Source organism: Sphingobacterium sp. B29, from assembly GCF_001952815.1.
GTDB lineage: Bacteria > Bacteroidota > Bacteroidia > Sphingobacteriales > Sphingobacteriaceae > Sphingobacterium > Sphingobacterium siyangense.
Genome location: NZ_CP019158.1, coordinates 3,679,974 through 3,699,354, shown reverse-complemented (window position 1 = coordinate 3,699,354; position 19,381 = coordinate 3,679,974). Strand labels below are relative to the sequence as shown.

Here is a 19,381-nt window from a genome sequence, read left to right as displayed (position 1 = left end):
AATGCTAAAGAAGATGAATAAGGTTAAAATACTATTGGTTGAAGATCACATGGTCGTACGGAATGGTATTAAACTACTTTTAGAATCCGATGGAGAATTTGCGGTGATAGGCGAGGCATCTGAAGGTACGGAAGCCCTGTCTAAATTGGCGAATGGTCTAGCTCCCGATATTGTCTTAACTGATATAAGTATGGAGCATATGGACGGGATGGAGCTCTTAAAAATCATCAGTCAAAAATATCCGCTGGTCAAAGTTGTGATATTATCCATGCTTAGTCAAATTCATTATGTGGTTGAAGGGTTTGAACATGGTCTTTCAGGCTACCTGTTGAAAAATGTAGGTTATAATGAATTACTTTTTGGATTAAAGCATGTCGCTGAGGGCGGGCGGTATATGAGTGAAGAAATTAGCTTAGCCTTACTTGAACAAGTTTCTTCGGGTCAAGTTTATACGGATGCTGGCTCGAATACTATCCTAGATTTGGAAATAAGCGAACGTGAGCTAGACGTATTGGAATTGATCGCAGACGGGTTTACAAATCTAGAAATTGCAGATAAAATCTTTTTGAGTAAGCGTACTGTTGAAGGGTATCGGCAGAACTTGATTGATAAAACAAGGGTGAAGAACACTGCGGAATTAGTAAAATATGCTTTTCAACATGGCTTATTAAAAAAATCATGATAAAATTTCTGTTCCTGGTGGCCATGTCATCGGTGATGATTTTTGGAAGTATTGCGCATCCCGTTACTTTAATTTTGGTATTCTTTCTTGAAAACGGTTGAAAATAAATAGACTAGCTCCAATAATAATAAATGGTATGCTAAGTAGCTGTCCCATATTGATGAATAGGGAGTCTTCAAAATGCTCTTGATTGATTTTCAAAAACTCATCCAAAAACCGGAACGAAAACAGCAAAACCAACAGCAAGGCGAAATAGTTTCCATTGTTACGTTGAAGCTCTTTTTCTTTCCACAAACGATATAACCATACGAATAATAGGAGACAAAATAATGCTTCATAAAGCTGTGCCGGATGCCGGGGTATCGTATCGATATGGGTAAACACAAAGGCCCAAGGTAAACTACTTGCGGTGCCAATCATTTCAGAGTTCATTAAGTTGCCCAGGCGAATGCAAGCCCCTGCTATAGGGACGACCAAAGCAACCCGATCTGCAACCCAAAGAAAAGGAAGCTGCTGTTTTTTTGCAAATAAATAGATCGCAATCAGGATACCTATACCTCCGCCATGGCTTGCCAGCCCACCTTCCCAAATGGCCATTATTTTTAAGGGATGATCCAGGTAATAACTGGGGTCGTAAAACAATACGTGCCCCAATCTAGCACCAATAACAGTACCTAAAACGATATAAATGGTTAGCTGATCTAAGAACTCGGTTGGCCGACCTGCTTTCTTAAATAATGAACCTAGTATCTTATAGCATAATACAATGCCCAATAACCAAAATAGTCCGTACCAGCGAATAGGGTGTTCAATAATTGGAATAACAAAGATGTCACTATCTATATTCCAGTTTATGTAAGTTAAGATTAGATTATTTACCATATGACGTTTTAGCGTGATGCTCCATAATATAGGTATGCGGTAGGGATATTTCGTTACACATTTTGATGAGAAAACACGAAATTCTCTTTATTGATGCAAATATTGATTCATATACTGCGATTATTAAATATGAAGTTTTCGTTGTTTGACCAATTTGTATGTTTGTGGGGAGTAAAAGGAAATTAACTATAGCCGAGTTCCATAATTGCGACCGGTGTTTTTATTGGAGAAGAATATTAGCATAAGTATCAGCCGGGTTAAATACTTTTGAAAGTATATCTTGTTTTTTTGATAATATTCCGATATTCGACAATTGATAACATGATATGGACAGCATCTTGCATATTTCTTTAATAGCTGTTTACATCCGGTGAAAGCTTATCATAGTTAATGAACGAGGTTATGGAAAAATATAGGCACTTTCATGTAAATTTAAACAGATAGTTATATTCTGATGATACGAAATTTGACAAGATTTACTTTTTGTTTTTTATCTCTCGTGCTCATGGCACAGTTACTCTCTTGTCATCAAAGTGGCCAACAGGCGTCTAAAAATAATACGCATATCGAAGATAACTCACTTGATTTAACCTATCAGGATACGTTATTAAAATTTCTCGCTTTACAAGATTTTAGGGATCAATCTATTATAGCAAAGAAGATAGCGGAGTTTGCTCAGGATAAGTATTTTAATAATTCTGGTTATAATTGGATTTTTTTGGCGTACAACTATTTGTTGGACGATAACATAGATTCAATAGAAATCGCGCTGAAAAACCTTGAAGGGAGAAAACTGCCTCCGGATTTGCTTGTTCTGAAGGATTACTTTAAAATAAGGGCTAATTTTAGTTTTAATGATGTGACTACTATTGGCATCATGGAACAAATTATCGATGCTAAAGAATATGCGTTAGAAAATAAGAGTAGGTTTAGCTTTCTTTTTTTCAATTTATTGGCTAATGCAAATTATCGTCGAGCTGACTATAACCAGGCGCTCAAAGATAACGAGTCATGGTATCATTATCATCCCAATAGATCCGATGCCCATGTTGCGCAAGCGTATCAGGAGATCAAATTTATGCAGTATATTGAATTGCATGATTTTGAGAAGCTAAAAGCAACACTGGATAGCTGCAAATATTACGCTAATAAAACGGCGGATTCTGCTATCATTATGCGCATGTATAATTTACAGGCACAGTATTTCTTTAGCATAGGGAATAGTCGAAAAGCGGTAGAGGCATCCCAAAAATATTTTAATTATTTATCTTCAAGCAAGGCACTCAATGCCTATGCGTATGCGAATTTGGCAAAAATTTTTGAATAATCATCAAGTTGACTCGGCGATCTATTATTTTAATGCTGGATTGCAGTTTATCAAAACACATAAAGGCAAGCAAAATAAATTATTCTATTACCAGAATCTACAAGTAGCACACGCATTAAAAGGAGATTATGAACGGGCTTATTTTACCTTGGATTCGGCCTATCAGGATTATAAAAATAGCACAAAAAGTATTGAAAATGAACGTATCAATGAGATCAATACACGATATGAAACTGAAAAAAAGGATCAGGCGATTAAGCTTTTAAAAACAACAAATGCATTCAACCATAAGATTATGGTCCAACAGCGCTGGATTTTTGTTATTTTATTTGCACTAATCTTTAGCATTGCGTTCTTCATTTATTACCGGAATAAACAAAAGCTATTGAAAAATATTAATCAGCGTATAGTTGCCGAAAATAGACAATTAATTTTAGAGCAGAAGACGCGACAAAACCAGCTTAATCCCCATTTTATTTATAATGCTATAGCTAATTTGCAAGGTTTGATCAGTAGTGAGCAAAAAGCAAAGGCAAATCAGTACCTCATCTTATTGTCCCGTCAAATTCGCGATATACTCGAATTAAATAGGGAAGAGTATATTTCTTTGGATCAAGAAATTAAATCATTAAAGAATTATATACTTTTACAGCAGATGCGCTATCAAGATGTATTTGATTTTGAAATTGAGAGCGGTAACTTGGATGTTGATGATGTCATGATTCCTCCTATGTTGATTCAGCCTTTTGTCGAAAACGCTATTGAACATGCTTTCAAAAATTTGAATTATCGTGGACAATTGCAAATTCTTTTTAATCAGGAAGCAGATCAATTGCATATTGTTATCAGTGACAATGGCTGGGGAATGCAATCTTATCAGAAAAATAATGCACACAAGACCTCTCTTTCACAAGTTATCACGAAAGAGCGCCTTGAGCTTTTGTTTAATGATCCTCATCAAAAAGCAAGGATTGAAATAAAGCCCAATTATAGAGAAGATAAAAGTGGATATCGCGTAGAACTCTATATCCCACTCGTTTTATATTTTAATTAAATACGTGAAATTATGAAAGTTTATATTCTTGAAGATGAGTATAATATCTATTTGTACATTAAGTCTTTATTGGATGCTATTCCTTATGTCCAGATCGTTGGTTATAGTCCATCAATCGCCCAAGCAGAACGTGAGTTACTTGTATCTAATCCAGATCTTATTTTAGCTGATATTCAATTGAAAGATGGATCAAGCTTATCCTTCCTCTCCGAGCTGAAATTGGACATAAATACAATCTTTATAACCGCATTTAACCAATATGCTATAGAAGCCCTTAATATAGGCGCTATTGCCTATTTATTAAAGCCTTTGGTTCCGGAACAATTTATAGAGGCTATTGAAAAATGCTATAAGAAAAATACAGAGTTTAGATTCAATAGCATGCAATTAAGTATGGCCGAAAGCTATCTGAAGTCACCAGTTAGACCAAAGAAAATAGCACTACGTACATTTGAATACACTCAGATTGTGAATATCGATGATATTCTTTATTGCCATGGAGATAAGGGGTATACCACATTTTATATTAAAGACAATAAACCGATGATGGTTTCGAAAGTCCTCAAACATTTTGAAACTATGCTTCCTGAATCCGAATTTATTCGTTGTCATCAATCTTATTTAATCAATGCAAACTATATAAAAAAATATTTCAAGGATGGCCAGATAGAAATGTCCGATGGTAAAATGATTCCTGTTGCGACAAGAAAAAAAGATGTTATCCAGCAATTCTTGAATGAAATATAAGGCTTGAAGTAACAAAGGCTCTACGGTTCTAAGTTTTGTTGTTTTTACTAAAAAATGTAGTATTCTCTTTTATTGCTAAAATAATTAGTATTATATTTGTATGTAATATTAAATACGAGGGGCTATGATGTTAGAAGATAAACAGGCTTTGATCAGCAAACTTAAAAAGGACTTGCTTGCCTGGCAAGGGGTACCTCAAAGGTCAAATGATGCAAGCACGATGGGTTTGGGGCCATTGGAGAAAGCTTTTCCGAATGGCGTTTTTCCTAAAGGGGTAATACACGAGTTTGTGAGCTTTAACCGCATGGATAGTGCTGCATCCTGTGGGTTTATTGGTGGTCTTCTTGGAAAACTAATGCAAGCTGATGGGATTTGTATTTGGATAGGCTCCATTCAAACAGTATTTCCAGCGGCAATCAGATCATTTGGAGTCGATCCAGCATCGATTGTTTTTGTTTCTATGAAACGGGAGAAGGATGTGTTATGGGCGATGGAAGAAGCGTTGAAATGTCAGGGCATAACAGCCGTGCTGGCCGAAATACATCAGCTGGATTTTGTTCAGTCGAGGCGCCTTCAACTTGCCGTAGAAAAAAGTCGGGTTACAGGGTTTATACTTCAACATAACCCAAAGATCTTGTTGGCGACGAGTTGTGCGGCACGTTGGAAAGTCACTTCTTTACCTAGTCAATCGGATGATGGATTACCTGGTATTGGCTATCCCTGTTGGGATGTAGAGCTCCTCAAGGTAAGGAATGGAAGTCCAGCCAAAGAGCAAATAACCTGGTCTCCACAAGGATTTAAAACATTTTCTAAAAAGGAGATACAGGTAAAAGACTGGAATTATAACTACCAAAATCTTGGCTAGTCATGAAAAAAAGATTTGCCTCACTTTGGTTTCCTCATCTGAAAACAGATTGGCTCACTGTTTGCAAACCACATTTGCAAAATATTCCCTTTGTATTGTCCATCGCCGCTCAAGGAAGATTAATCGTCAGTGGGAGTAACTTATTAGCGGAGCAAGCGGGGGTGCATTCAGGTATGGCCATAGCGGATGCACGGGCATTTATTCCATCACTTAAAATAATCAATGAGCAAGCTGGATTGGCCGAAAAGTTACTCCATTCGATAGCAGAGTGGTGCATCAGGTACACACCACAGGTTGCATTAGATACGCCCGACGGTATCATCCTGGATATTAGTGGTTGTGCTCATCTTTGGGGCGGGGAGGCGGCCTACTTAACAAGTATTGTCTCGAAATTTAGACAACATGGTTATGATGTACGTATGGGGATTGCTGATACCATTGGGGCCGCATGGGCGGTAGCGCATTTTGGACACGAAGATATCATTATAAATGAACAGGCGCAGTCGGAAACGCTTCTTCCATTAAGTCCTGCTGCATTACGACTGGAAGATGTTCAATTGAAGCGCTTACAATCGCTTGGATTACGGTCAATCGGAAGTTTTTCAAAAATGCCACGTTCAGTGTTGCGTAGAAGGTTTGGCGATAGTTTACTGCTCCGACTGGACCAGGCCATGGGATTGGAAGATGAATTTGTTATTTCTATAAAACCCATCTTACCGTATGAAGAGCGTTTACCTTGTTTGGAGCCTATCTGTACAGCAAATGGTATTGAACTGGCTTTGGAAGATTTATTAAACAAGTTGTGTAAGCGTTTGTCGGGGGAGGGTAAAGGATTACGTGCAGCCGAATTGAATTGTCATCGCGTGGATGGAAAAATAGAGACCATTACTATTGAGACTAATCGTGCTACTGCTCAGGTTAAACATATCCTTCAATTATTTGTCCTAAAGATTCCGCAAATTGAACCGGCATTGGGAATTGAATTATTTACCTTGGGCGTATCCAAAGTTGAGACGGCAGATCCAGTTCAGGAAAATCTTTGGAACAATAGAATTGGTCTCAAAAACCCGACGGTTACCGAACTTTTAGATCGCTTGAAAAGTAGGGACGCCAATTGTGAGATTTCACGCTATGTGCCATCTGCGCACTACTGGCCGGAACGATCCATGAAAATAGCGGCTAAAATGGATGAGGTTGCAGCTGTTGACTGGCAAACTGCAAGGCCACGTCCAACACGACTATTGAAGATCCCTGAACGTATTATAGTCACAGCACCCATACCCGACTATCCACCCATACTGTTCCGTTATAAGGGAGATACCTATACTATAAGGAAAGCAGATGGCCCCGAACGTATTGAACGCGAATGGTGGATTGATCCTGGTGAACATCGGGATTACTATGCCGTGGAAGATCTGCAAGGTCGGCGCTTTTGGCTATATCGCGCCGGGCATTATGACGGACAGGCAGATCAATGGTTTATACATGGTTTTTTTGCATAAGGTTAGTGTATGGTATATTGTGAATTACAGATAACAAGTAATTTTAGTTTTCTCGAAGGTGCTTCTCATCCGGAAGAACTGATCGAGCAAGCGGCCCGATTGGGGTATAATTCCGTTGCAGTAACTGACCGCAATAGCCTTGCTGGAATCGTCCGTGCACATATGGCTGCAAAAAAAGCCGGTATACGACTGATTCCTGCTTGTCGTCTAGATTTACAGGATGGGCCAAGCTTATTGGCATACCCCACAGATAAAGAGGCTTACGGACGGCTTTCAACATTGTTAACTGTTGGAAATCTAAGGACGGAAAAAGGAAGATGCGAATTGTACAAAAATGATGTGTTTCAATATGCTGAGGGGATTGTATTCATTATTTGTCCACCTGAAAAACTAGTGGTCGGTTTTGAGCTTGAGCAGTCATTTATAGCGTTTGTACAGGAATGTCAACAGCGTCTACAGGGGTGTCTTAATCTAGGAATAAAAAAACTCTATCGTGGTGATGATGCTAAATTATTGTTTAGAATAAATCAGTTGGGCGAACACCTGGCTATCCCGCTTGTTGTACTTGGTGATGTATATTATCATGTACCTGAAAGGCGTGAATTGCAGGATATTTTAACCTGTATTCGTGAAAAATGCACAATACATACGGCTGGATTTAATTTATATCCCAATGCAGAGCGCTATCTAAAATCAATAACTGAAGTTGAACGCTTGTTTAGGTTGTACCCTGAAGCTGTAGAACAGAGTGTAAAAATTGCCAATGCTTGTCGTTTTTCCTTAGATGATTTGAAATATATCTATCCAGATGAATTATCATCTCATGGTCGGACTACACAGGAAGAATTAAGTTATTTAACTTGGGAAGGTGCCAGTAAACGATTTAACGGAGATATCCCGGATGCAATTCGCGAAACGATTCAAATGGAACTTGATTTTATCGAACGGAAAAATTATGCTTCTTATTTTTTGACGGTGTATGATTATGTTCGATTTGCGAAGGAAAAGGGAATTTTATGCCAAGGGCGTGGATCTGCAGCAAATTCAACCGTATGTTACTGCTTAGGTATTACTTCTGTTGACCCGTCAAAATACAGGCTTTTGTTTGCGCGATTTATGTCCGATGCACGCGATGAACCACCAGATATAGACGTCGACTTTGAACATGAGCGCCGTGAGGAAGTCATCCAGTATATTTATGAGAAATATGGCCGCAATCGTGCTGCTATCGTAGCAACTGTCACACAGGTACGCTCCAAAGGGGCTATACGTGATGTTGGCAAGGCCATGGGACTTTCCATGGATGCTGTAGGGCGTTTAGCAGGGGTTGTGAGTAGCCATTGGGACGATTATATCAATTTGGAACGTTTGGTTGAACAGGGCTTTAATCCTGAAGACCAACATTTGCGAAAAGTTCTCGAATTGACACATCAGTATATTGGCTTTCCACGTCAATTAGGGCAGCATACAGGCGGATTTGTTATTACGCAAGGTAATTTGCATGAGCTTTGTCCTTTAATAAATGCCCGCATGGATAATCGGACAAATCTCGAGTGGAATAAAGATGATCTTGAAGCACTCGGCTTTCTAAAAGTTGATGTACTTGCTTTGGGGATGTTGACCTGTATTCGCAAAGCTTTTGATCTCGCTAAAAAGCATTATGGAAAAGAGCTTACCCTGGCTGATATTGGGGCAGAAGACGATCCAAAGGTTTACGATATGATCTGCCATGCAGATACTCTAGGTGTATTCCAGATCGAAAGCCGGGCCCAGATGTCGATGTTGCCGCGATTAAAACCACGAGAGTTTTATGATCTGGTCATTGAAGTAGCTATCGTTCGGCCTGGACCGATACAAGGCGATATGGTGCATCCCTATTTGCGCCGTCGGAATAAAGAAGAGGATGTTGATTATCCCAGCACTGAGATCCAAACCATTCTTGAAAAAACCTTGGGGGTTCCTCTCTTTCAGGAGCAGGCCATGGAAATTGCCATAGTCGCTGCCGGATTTACTCCTGCGGAAGCCGACGAATTGCGGCGTAGCATGGCTACATTCAAAGCAAAAGGACAGGTATCTGCTTTTCACAAAAAAATGGTCGATGGTATGGTAAAGAAAAACTATACGGAAGAATTTGCCAATAGAGTTTTTAAGCAATTGGAAGGTTTTGGGAGTTACGGTTTTCCAGAGAGTCACGCAGCGTCTTTTGCCTTACTGGTGTATGTGTCCTCATGGCTTAAGTATTACTACCCCGATATTTTTGCGGCATCCTTACTCAATAGTCAGCCCATGGGCTTTTATCAACCTGCTCAAATTGTTATTGATGCACAGAAACATGGCGTAAAAGTACGTTCTATTGATATCAATCATTCTTCATGGGACAATACTTTAGAGGGAGAAATTGGAAAACCACATGCTCTTCGATTGGGTTTACGTCAGATCAAAGGATTTTCAAGGGAAGAGGCCGTTGTGTTGACTCAAGGTCGGCAGTCTGCCTATTCATCCATTACTGGTATGATGGATGTTGGACTATCTCTTATTGCGTTGGAGAAATTGGCTGATGCAGATGCCTTTACATCATTAGGTATTGATCGTCGGCAAGCGCTTTGGGAAATTACAGCATTGGGTGATCGGCCGATTGCATTATTTGAAGGCCAAGCATCTGAAAGTATCATGGAGGGGCAAATTGAATTACCATTGCTAACAAAAAGCCAGCATGTTGTGGCTGATTACGCAAGGACCTCGCTATCCATTAAAGCACATCCAGTAAGTTTCTTGCGCGGAAAGCTCGATCTTCTCCATGTAGTGCCCACAGCAAAATTGGGCTTGATACAAAATGATATGCCTGTGAAAGTATGCGGGTTGATTACTGTTAGACAACGACCAGGAACCTCCAAAGGTGTTTTATTTATCACTATTGAAGATGATACTGGTTTTTCAAATATTGTCGTTTGGAGTAATGTATTTGAAAAATATCGTAAAGAAATCCTTCGGGCAAAACTCCTTATGGTTGCGGGTAAAATCCAAGTTGAAGGTGAAGTTATTCATGTAATAGCGCAACGATGCTTTGATATGTCAGGTTTGTTAAAAGATCTGACCACAGACGGAGATCATGCTGCGGATATTTTTCATGGGGGAAGAAATTTTCATTGATCTCTCATTTATTAATCTCATTTTTGAAGTAGAATGCTTTTACTTTGCGTAGGTAGCAAAGCATTCTAATTCATAGAAAATTAAAAGATATGACCAAAAATATTCTCGTCAATACGATCGAAATTGATAAAGATACTATTCGTGAATTCATTAAACAGGGTGATGTAAATGCTGCTATTGACCTGATTGCCATCCAGGCAAATGTAAAGTATAAAACTGCTCGGGATATTGTAGAGATGTTTAAAGAAGACCATATTGATCTTTTTGATGGTAAAGACCTGTTTTTGGCTGATTATGATCTTGTTGAACATCGCGGCGATTCTCAAGAAGCAGATCACAAAGGATCTTCTTTTTTGGAAGTAGAAACAAATGAGCGTGGGCGAACTAGTATTTGGAAGGCACTTTTTATCTTTTCAGTCCTTGCCCTGTTGGCTTTCGTTATCTTAAATTACGTTGTGGGTTTTAATCAAATAGGGCATCATATTTCAGAACTTACGCAGCTATTCGATAAAAATGAAGGCTCAGCTGCCGCTGATACTGATACATCCAAACAAAATATTGTATTAAGTGCTGGTGTTACCCGGGCGGGTGATGTTGAAGACCTCCATCCCGTAGATACAAATCTCTTACCATTGGATGTGAGGCAGGCTGAAATAGCGCGAATATATCGGGCTCAGTTCGATCAATTGAAAGCAGCAAAACATTCACCAACAGATGACGATGCACAGATCGCTCTAATTCACCTTACAAATGGGCGGTTGACTGATGTTATTATTCAGCAAAAATTAACTGTAAAAATAGGGAAGTGTTATGAAAATTCGACCATGAAAGATAAGGGCACCTGCGTGAGTTGTATGATATTACTTTACAATAGGGAGAAGAAAAACTGGCAAGAAGCTCCCAATGGGGAGAATTTCCTGCGTAATGCCTATGATTTCTATTTGCCCAGCGGTTCAGACTTATGGGAAGCCAGCCCGCTGAGCATCCGTATTCCTTACGACTACGCTTTAGTAGACAAGTATGAAGCAGCAAATTAGCTACATTAATCCTGAGAGAAAGTATGATAGACCCAGCGAAATCATGAACGAATTACCTGCTATTTTACTTTTTTTGAGGGTAAATAAGCTATTGTACATACGACAAATAAGAGTAATATGACCGATAGTACGATCGAGTAGCCATAGGCAGATGAGATGTTCTGCAAAATAAGAAATTTAGTCTCTTTCCGATGGAGGAATATACCGACAATAAAAGCGATTCCCAAGCATATAGATAACTGTTGTACAGTAAGATAGATGGCGGATCCTACGGAGATTAGTTTTTCGTTAAGGTCTTTTAATGCAAGTGTCATTAATGCCGGCAGTACACTACCGCAGCCAATACCATAAAAAAAGAAGAGCGCGTGTATTTGGTTGCTATCTATGATCATCGTATTGAAAACGAAAAGATGAGACAGCAAACCCAAAATCATTATTCCTAATCCATATAGGACAATGATCTTTCCGTGGCGCTGTATTAACTTGCTGACAATAACACTTGCCAATACGTAACCAATACCCTGAAAAACAAACGCAATTCCTGTCATTGTTGCCGTATAATTCTTTTGATTTTGAAGGTAATTGGAGTTAATAATAAAATAAGCATCTTGGACCATATAATAGGCTAAAGCCGCTAGAAGGCCTAAATTGAAAACCCGATTATTAAATAAGGAGAAATTGAGTAGACTAGAACGGCCCGTTTGTTCTAATTTACGTTGTTTTTTTAGAAACAACAGGACGAGAACAATTGCTGCTCCCAATAGCAGTAATGACCAGAATGGCCATTTCAACTCAGGTCCCATGATTAAAGGAAAAATTATTCCCATTAAAAGGATAAACAACGTTATCATAGGGATAAAAGAGATCTTAGATTTTCCAGTAACTTGATCATTGAATGTATAGCGATAGACAGCAAAGCAGGCAAGTACCCCAATGGGAACATTGATCAAAAAAATAAGTCGCCAACTTTCATGTAACCACGTCTGATCCGGCAGAATTCCGCCTAACAATTGACCTATTACTGAGGCAATACCTGCTATACTTCCATAGATGCCCAAAGCCATCGACCGCTTCTCGGGATTTTCAAAAAGTAAGGTGATCAATGCGATGCCCTGTGGAACCATAAGTCCAGAGCTAATCCCCTGGATCAATCTTCCGGCCAATAAAATGTAAAGATTATTGGCTAAGCCACATAAAAGGGAGGCTACAGTAAAACAAGCCATCCCAATTAAATATAATTTCTTCTTTCCATAATGATTTCCGGCATTCCCGGCATTGATTAGCAAACTTGCATACCCAATGATATAAAGTATTATAATCCATTGCGTATCACTATCTCGTAGATGTAGTCCATGTTGAATTGTGGGAAGGGAAACATTAATAATAAAGAGATCTATGACAAAAAGAAATATACCAGTTGAAAGGAGGAAAATATGAAGTAAATCTTTAATTTGAAAGCGCATATAGAAAGTTTTTAATAATTTTATGGTTAAAAATAGCGTGGATATTTTCTCCAATCAAGTAGTTATAAATTATATACTTGGTATGTTATTATGAACTAATGGTCAGTATGAGGTGATTATGAATGAAAAAAAAAGTGAAAATTTTGGCGCCTGCTGTGATGTCAATGGAATTTTTAAGATAATAGGTGGAAAATGGAAAGTTTTGCTCATTAAGGCTGTTGCTAAACAATGCCCCAAAAGATTTGGTGAGCTACGACGGGAAATGGAAGATCTGGCGCAAACGACATTGACTGTTCAGCTCCGTGAGCTCGAACGTGATGGTATTTTATGTAGACAGATTTACGCTGAATCGCCACCACGCGTGGAATATAAACTTAGCGAATTAGGTAAAACTTTACTGCCCGTCATTGAAAGACTTGATGAGTGGTGGTCAGATTACAAACGCGAAAGGGGGTAGGCGTTTAGCTTATCCCTTCTTGCTCATCATTTTTGCTGATGCCCAATAAGACGATTGTACTGATAATACAAAAAGTGCCTATCCAGTCTGTTTCTCTAAATGGCGTATTTAACCACAAGACAGCTAATAGGGCTGCCGATAGAGGCTCGGCAGAAGCCAGAAGACTTGTCTTTTGTCCACCAATAAGCTTAACAGCTGTTAGATAAGCATAAAAAGGGATTAGTGTGCCAAAGACTACAATAAAAGCAGTGTAGCTATAGGTATATATATCCCAGATTCCATCAACTTCCCAAGGAGGTTTGACAAAGCAAAAAACGAGACCTCCCAATAGCATTCCCCAACCGATAAGGATTGCCGCATTATACTTGTTTAACAAGTGGATTGGTTGTAGTGTATAAAAAGCAAGCGTAACAGCCGACATTAAACCAAAAAATAATGCGAGCGGAGAAATCGAGAGAGAACCAAAATTCCCATGTGTGACTAAAAGAAATGTGCCCAGTATAGCTAAAAGTATGGCCAGGCAGGCAACTTTCGAAGGGAATTTTCTCTTGTTCAACGCCATGTAGATTGCGATCAGGACCGGACCAGTATATTGTAGCACTGTTGCGGTAGCAGCGTTGGAATAATTTATGGCGGCAAAATAAGTATATTGGACGGCTAATACACCGAAAATACTGAATAGAAAAAGTGCTAAACTATCTTTACGATGACGCCAAATCTGCCAAATCTCATTTTTCTTGTGTATTCCAGCCAAAAGCAATAATACAATACCTGTTACAAGCATTCGTACCGTAATAAGCCATTCTACGTTAACTGCCCTTTTCTGAAAAAGAAATTGGCCAAAAGTACCCGATACCCCCCAAAGAATAGCCGCCCCGAATGCCAAGAGGAATCCTTTCAAAACATGGTTTTTCATTGTTTTATCCGAACTAAATTTGATACGAAGTCTTGCTATAGCAAGACCTCTGCGTCAGTGATCCCTTTGGTTGATAGGTCGGAGATGCTCCGAAGCGTTCTTTGAGAAATTTCTGTTAATGCTTCTGTGGTAAAAAAAGCTTGGTGCGCCGTAACCAAAACATTCGGATAACTCATCAATAATTGTATTGTTTCATCTTCAATAATTGTTGTCGATAAGTCTTTAAAAAACAACTTTTCCTCTTGTTCATAGACGTCAATACCTAATAAGCCAATTTTCCGTTCTTTAAGCGCTTTAATAGCATCATTGGTATTGATTAGATTGCCTCTGCTTGTATTAATAATTGTTACCCCATCTTTCATCTTGTCCAATGACTCCTTATTAATGAGATAGTGGTTCTCGGGAGTAAGCGGGCAATGAAGAGAAATAATATCTGATTCTTTGAAGACTTCATCCAACGATCTGTAATTGACACCTTGTGCCGTAAGCTGCTGGTCTGGGTATAAATCATAGGCAATTACATTTGCTCCAAATCCCAATGCGATTTTGATAAAAGCCTTTCCAATTTTTCCAGTACCAATAACGCCAATTTTTTTCTGATGGAGATTAAATCCCAAAAGTCCATTCAATGCAAAATTTTGCTCCCGTACGCGATTATAGGCTTTATGTGTTTTACGATTCAATGTCAATAACATGGCCATGGTGTGTTCAGCGACCGCTTCAGGGGAATAGGCGGGCACCCGACAAACTTTTATCCCAAATTCCCTGGCAGCTTCCAGATCAACGTTATTAAAGCCGGCGCAGCGTAAGGCTATCAGCTCAACACCTTTTTGAGCAAGTACTTCAATAACTTGCCGGTTAAGTTTATCATTGACAAATGCGCAGACTACCTTCTCATCTTCAATAGCATTGACAATGTGTGGACCTAAATGCGTTTCATAAAAATTAAACTGAAAGCCATAGGTGCTGTTTTCTTGCTCAAAGAATAATCTGTCGTATGGTTTTGTCGAAAAGAAAGCGATTTTCATAAAATTGTTTGTGACGTAATACTATAGTATAAATATACGGTATAAATCGCTTATTTGGAATCGCAATGCAGGATGATTTTCTAGTATTATAGTATAATTTGTTTTAAAATAGCTTAAATTAGAACAATCACATGAAAGCTATTTTAGTTGAATCTTAAGCATATTAATTACTTCCGATATGAAATGGTCAAATCAAATTACACAATTAATAGGTATTGATTATCCGATTATTCAGGCACCCATGTTTGGTGTTACCACACCAGAAATGGTCATTGCAGCATCGCGTGCCGGAGCGCTCGGGTCGTTATCGTTGGGTGATCTACCAGCAGAACGCTGTAGTGAGCTTATTCGTTCAACCGCTGCATATGTCAAGAAGCCTTTTGCAGTCAATATTTTTGTAAATCATGTTCCTGAAGTTTCAGTGAATTTGAGGCTGGCATATAATGAAACAAAGGTTTTTGTGGAACAGTTAGCTTTGCAATATGGTTTAGAAGTAGCTTTACCGGAGCTCGATAGCATCCATATTACAGATTACAGGGAACAAATTGACGCGATCATAAGCCATCAGTGTAAAGTTGTGAGTTTTACTTTTGGAAATCTGGATGCACAGAGTATAAAACGATTGAAAGACAATGATGTGATGATTATTGGTACATGCACTTCAGTGGCAGAAGCAATTGCTTTGGAAGAAGCTGGTATTGATGTGATCTGTGTACAGGGATTAGAAGCTGGGGGACATCGCGGAAGTTTTGAGGAGGCACCTGTTCCTGAGATTGGCGGATTTTCTCTGCTACCACAAGTGAAAGAGCATGTAAACGTTCCGCTTATTTATGCCGGTGGATTATATAATGCAAGCACGATCCATTCTGCAAAGTTATTAGGTGCCAATGGTTTTCAGATTGGCAGTTTATTGCTCAAATCTAAAGAAAGCGCACTGCTGGACTTTGAGAAAGCGCGTCTTTCTCATGTTCAGGAATCAGATATTGTCTTGACAAGGAGTTTTTCAGGGCGCTATGCCAGAGGTATAAAGAATACATTTATTGAAGCTTTGGACAAGTCGCAATACATCTTACCATATCCCTATCAAAATAAACTCACCGGGGAATTACGAAGAATAGCCAAGGCCAATAAAAATGTCGATTTTGTAAATATTTGGGCCGGACAATCGATCCATTCTTACAGTGAACTTTCGACAACAGATATTATGCAAACGTTAATCCGAGAAGTTGAAAATTTGCATACTAGTTTAGTTGTTTAATAATATAATAGCGTCCGCCTCCTGTCAACATACGGTCATTTTAATTAAAACTAATAACTAAAATCTTTGTTTAAATTATTTAAACGGAGTTGTAGTGGTTAATCTACAACGAATTCTCTTTTTTTTTTTGAAACTTTGTGTCACCGTGAAAAACTAAAATTTTACCGCTATGGGGAACGAAAAAAAGAGAATTCTTGTTATCGAAGATAATGAGATTCTATTAAGCACAATGCAATTTGTTCTTGTAAGGGAGGGCTATGACCTATTACTTGCTAAATCTGGCAAGGAAGCGCTCTCGTTGGTTTCTGACGAAACCATTGATTTGGTCATAACAGATCTGGCATTACCTTTTGCTAATGGTTACGAAATAATCAATCGCATTCGGAAAAGCGATACGAATAATCAGGTACCTGTTATTATTATTTCTGGTTACCGTGATGATAATAGTATTGTGGAAGGCTTTGAAGTCGGAGCCAATGATTATATTAAAAAGCCTATCTCTCCGTCAGAACTTATATCTCGAGTACGATTAAGAATAGGTCATGCTTAGTAAAATTGAACATATAATCCATTTCATTCGATCCTTTTTCGAAGGTGAGGGCTGGTCTATTTAGGGGGGATCACGATCAATTAACGCTGGCTGGTAACATCGTATAGACAACTGGGGTTTTACACTCATGGGCGGTTGGAGCTGTTACAAAGTTGCTGAAAATAGATTTATGAATCAGTATGACCTAAATCTATCATTAAGGAAATATTTTTAATATGATGTGGAAGTTTATGTTATGTCTATTGTCAATGGTAACGATAGTTCAGGGTAAAGAAAGAATTACATTGGTTGATCAAGGGAGAACGGATTATGTCATTCAAGCGGATGCAAATGATCCTGTTTTACAAAAAGCGGTTGCAGTGATAAACACTTTTACAAAAGAAAGTACAGGCGTAAATTTTGCAATACAAGCTAAAGGCGAAGTCACACATGCCATTATTTTGGAAAAAAGCTCAATAACTAATACGTTTCCCGAAGACAGTTATTCCATACAAGCTGTAGGAAAGAATATTTATCTCAAGGGAAGTGGTAAAGGTGTGCTATTTGCGGCATATCGTTATGTCAGGGATATTATTGGCGGACGAAAGTGGTATGTAGGTAAAGAAAATACATATGTTCCAAAATTGACATTCCTGGCAGTGGATTCAGATCTTAAGATTTATTCCAAACCAAATTTTGAGTTTAGAGAGGTTTATTTCCCTGTTGAATTAGATCAGGAGTATATGGATTGGTATGGTTTACATAATTTGGAAGAACGCTGGGGAGATTGGGGGCACACTTTCAGTAAAATATTGCCGCCATCAGTTTATTTTAAAGAACATCCGGAGTATTACTCCCTTTATGATGGAAAACACCAACCTATTCAACTTTGTCTATCTAACGAGGACGTTTTTAATCTTACAGTAGCTTATTTCAAGCGTAGGATAAGCGAAAATCCCACAGCTACTTATTGGTCTATCGCGGCCAATGACGATATCGGAAGCTGTACTTGCGATCGTTGTCAGGCTATTGATAAGCGGGAAGGTGGAGCGCAAGGCTCACTGATTCACTTTGTGAATAGAGTGGCCGCACAATTTCCCGAAAAAAAAATTACAACACTGGCGTATTTAGAATCAGCAAACGCCCCAACACACCTCAGGGTTGCCGATAATGTTTCTGTTATATTAAGTAATATCGATGCTTTTAGAAAAAATGACATTGGAAGCGAACCATCAGCAGCAACTTTTCGTAGACAATTAGGAGCTTGGAAAGCTAAAGCCAAGCATGTATTTGTATGGGATTATCTGACACAGTTCACCAATTATCTTGCGCCATTTCCGATCCAAGGAACCATGCAGGAAAGTCTACAATATTTGAAAACGCAAGGTGTCGAAGGGGTCTTTTTGCAAGGTGGAGGAGCGACTTATAGCGATATGGCAGAGCTAAATGCCTATATATTGGCTAACCTCGCCTGGGATACGACGCTTTCAGAAGAACAGCTAACCAACGAGTTTATCGAGGGTTATTACGGCAAGGCTGCACCCTTTATTAAAGCATACCTTGCTGAACGAAGAAATCACTTGCCTGGGCCTTCATCAGCTTTATCTATTTACGGAAACCCGATCGATAATAGACATGACTTTTTAAGTCCAGAGGCCATGGATAAATATAGTACATTATTAGAAAAAGCGGAAATAGCCAGTGAAGGTAATCCTTTATTGGAATCCCGTGTCAGGCGTATTGGACTTGGGTTGGATTATACCTATTTGCAACAAGCAAGATTCTATGGACCGCATCAACATGGCATATTTGAACAAGAGGGGGAGCGTTGGGGTGTGAGACCAAAGGTAGGTCGTAAAGTAACACAATTTGTTGAAGATGCAAAAAAATTGGGCGTTATAGAGCTTGCCGAAGGTGGCGCATCACCCGATAGTTATGCAAAGGAGTGGTCTGAAATATTCAAAGCCGGCGTTAGAGCAAATAAGGCCTCTGAAGCAAATATTAAGTTGAGATATCCATTTGATCCTTCTTTCCCTGCCAATGGGCTAAAAACACTTACAGATAGTGTGCCGGGCTATATGGATTATAGCTATAATTGGTTGCTATGGAACGGGGAGCCGATGGATATTACTTTTGATTTTGAAAAGGAAAGGCGAATAGATACCATAGCGCTTAATTTTCTAAAGGATGCGCGACATTGGATATTTCCACCAAAAGAAATTCGAATTTCGGTATCTAAGAATGGAAAAGATTTCCAAGATGTATTTCTCAGTAAGCTTGAATCCGTTGAGGAGGATTACACCTTGGACAAGATACCTTATCAAGTATTATTAAATGACAGTGTTAAAGTGATCCGAGTTTATGCTGCACCTTTGGCAAAACTACCCGAATGGCGGTATCATCCTAAGCGAAAGCCTCTTATAGCCTGTGATGAAATCTGGTTAAATTAATATAGAAAAGCTTATTAACGTTGGTTTTAAAGCG

General features: G+C 38.9%; 16 protein-coding genes. 12 read left to right on the top strand and 4 right to left on the bottom strand.

The features are described 5' to 3' along the window. The first annotated feature begins 13 nt into the window (after positions 1–13). Entirely contained in the window at positions 14–682 is a 669-nt protein-coding gene (locus BV902_RS15640; protein ID WP_075992736.1) for a response regulator, read from the top strand. A gap of 63 nt (positions 683–745) precedes the next feature. On the opposite strand, the gene lgt is transcribed toward BV902_RS15640, so the two are convergent. Beyond that, a complete protein-coding gene (lgt, locus tag BV902_RS15635) occupies positions 746–1,564 on the bottom strand; it encodes a prolipoprotein diacylglyceryl transferase (RefSeq protein WP_075992735.1) in 819 nt (272 codons plus the stop codon). 505 nt (positions 1,565–2,069) lie between these two features. Here lgt and BV902_RS15630 point away from each other — a divergent pair. From BV902_RS15630 to BV902_RS15600, 7 genes are all read left to right on the top strand, one after another. Then, on the top strand, positions 2,070–2,891 hold the full coding sequence (locus tag BV902_RS15630; RefSeq protein WP_075992734.1) for a hypothetical protein: 822 nt from the start codon (positions 2,070–2,072) through the stop codon (positions 2,889–2,891). After that, a complete protein-coding gene (locus tag BV902_RS15625; RefSeq protein ID WP_172840695.1) occupies positions 2,884–3,945 on the top strand; it encodes a sensor histidine kinase in 1,062 nt (353 codons plus the stop codon). Before BV902_RS15630 ends, BV902_RS15625 begins: the two co-directional genes overlap by 8 nt. A 12-nt stretch (positions 3,946–3,957) precedes the next feature. After that, on the top strand, positions 3,958–4,692 hold the full coding sequence (locus BV902_RS15620; RefSeq protein ID WP_075992732.1) for a LytR/AlgR family response regulator transcription factor: 735 nt from the start codon (positions 3,958–3,960) through the stop codon (positions 4,690–4,692). Between the two features lie 124 nt (positions 4,693–4,816). Further along, entirely contained in the window at positions 4,817–5,557 is a 741-nt protein-coding gene (locus BV902_RS15615) for an ImuA family protein (protein WP_157626106.1), read from the top strand. 2 nt (positions 5,558–5,559) lie between these two features. Next, positions 5,560–7,059, top strand: coding sequence for a Y-family DNA polymerase (locus tag BV902_RS15610; RefSeq protein WP_075992730.1), 1,500 nt, complete (start codon positions 5,560–5,562; stop codon positions 7,057–7,059). Positions 7,060–7,068: 9 nt separating this feature from the next. Next, positions 7,069–10,209 carry an error-prone DNA polymerase gene (locus BV902_RS15605; RefSeq protein WP_075992729.1) on the top strand — a complete coding sequence of 1,047 codons (3,141 nt, stop codon included), beginning with the start codon at positions 7,069–7,071 and terminating at the stop codon, positions 10,207–10,209. Between the two features lie 89 nt (positions 10,210–10,298). After that, a complete protein-coding gene (locus BV902_RS15600) occupies positions 10,299–11,246 on the top strand; it encodes a hypothetical protein (protein ID WP_075992728.1) in 948 nt (315 codons plus the stop codon). 59 nt (positions 11,247–11,305) lie between these two features. Here BV902_RS15600 and BV902_RS15595 read toward each other — a convergent pair whose 3' ends face one another. Continuing rightward, the gene (locus BV902_RS15595; RefSeq protein ID WP_075992727.1) at positions 11,306–12,709 is read right to left on the bottom strand and encodes an MFS transporter; all 1,404 of its coding nucleotides are present in this window, start codon (positions 12,707–12,709) and stop codon (positions 11,306–11,308) included. Between the two features lie 118 nt (positions 12,710–12,827). On the opposite strand from BV902_RS15595, the gene BV902_RS15590 reads away from it, so the two are divergent. Continuing rightward, positions 12,828–13,166: a winged helix-turn-helix transcriptional regulator gene (locus tag BV902_RS15590; RefSeq protein ID WP_083663640.1), complete on the top strand. Its 339-nt coding sequence runs from the start codon at positions 12,828–12,830 to the stop codon at positions 13,164–13,166. Between the two features lie 4 nt (positions 13,167–13,170). Here BV902_RS15590 and BV902_RS15585 read toward each other — a convergent pair whose 3' ends face one another. Together BV902_RS15585 and BV902_RS15580 are read right to left on the bottom strand one after the other, a co-directional pair. After that, positions 13,171–14,082 carry an EamA family transporter gene (locus BV902_RS15585; RefSeq protein ID WP_075992726.1) on the bottom strand — a complete coding sequence of 304 codons (912 nt, stop codon included), beginning with the start codon at positions 14,080–14,082 and terminating at the stop codon, positions 13,171–13,173. Between the two features lie 35 nt (positions 14,083–14,117). Beyond that, complete coding sequence (locus BV902_RS15580; protein WP_075992725.1) at positions 14,118–15,110, bottom strand: 2-hydroxyacid dehydrogenase; 993 nt, start codon at positions 15,108–15,110, stop codon at positions 14,118–14,120. 178 nt (positions 15,111–15,288) lie between these two features. On the opposite strand from BV902_RS15580, the gene BV902_RS15575 reads away from it, so the two are divergent. From BV902_RS15575 to BV902_RS15565, 3 genes are all read left to right on the top strand, one after another. Continuing rightward, entirely contained in the window at positions 15,289–16,368 is a 1,080-nt protein-coding gene (locus BV902_RS15575; protein WP_075992724.1) for an NAD(P)H-dependent flavin oxidoreductase, read from the top strand. A 169-nt stretch (positions 16,369–16,537) separates the two neighbouring features. Beyond that, positions 16,538–16,918 (top strand): response regulator, encoded by a 381-nt coding sequence (locus BV902_RS15570; RefSeq protein ID WP_075992723.1) that lies wholly within the window; start codon positions 16,538–16,540, stop codon positions 16,916–16,918. 248 nt (positions 16,919–17,166) lie between these two features. Beyond that, on the top strand, positions 17,167–19,347 hold the full coding sequence (locus BV902_RS15565; protein ID WP_075992722.1) for a DUF4838 domain-containing protein: 2,181 nt from the start codon (positions 17,167–17,169) through the stop codon (positions 19,345–19,347). Positions 19,348–19,381 lie beyond the last annotated feature (34 nt).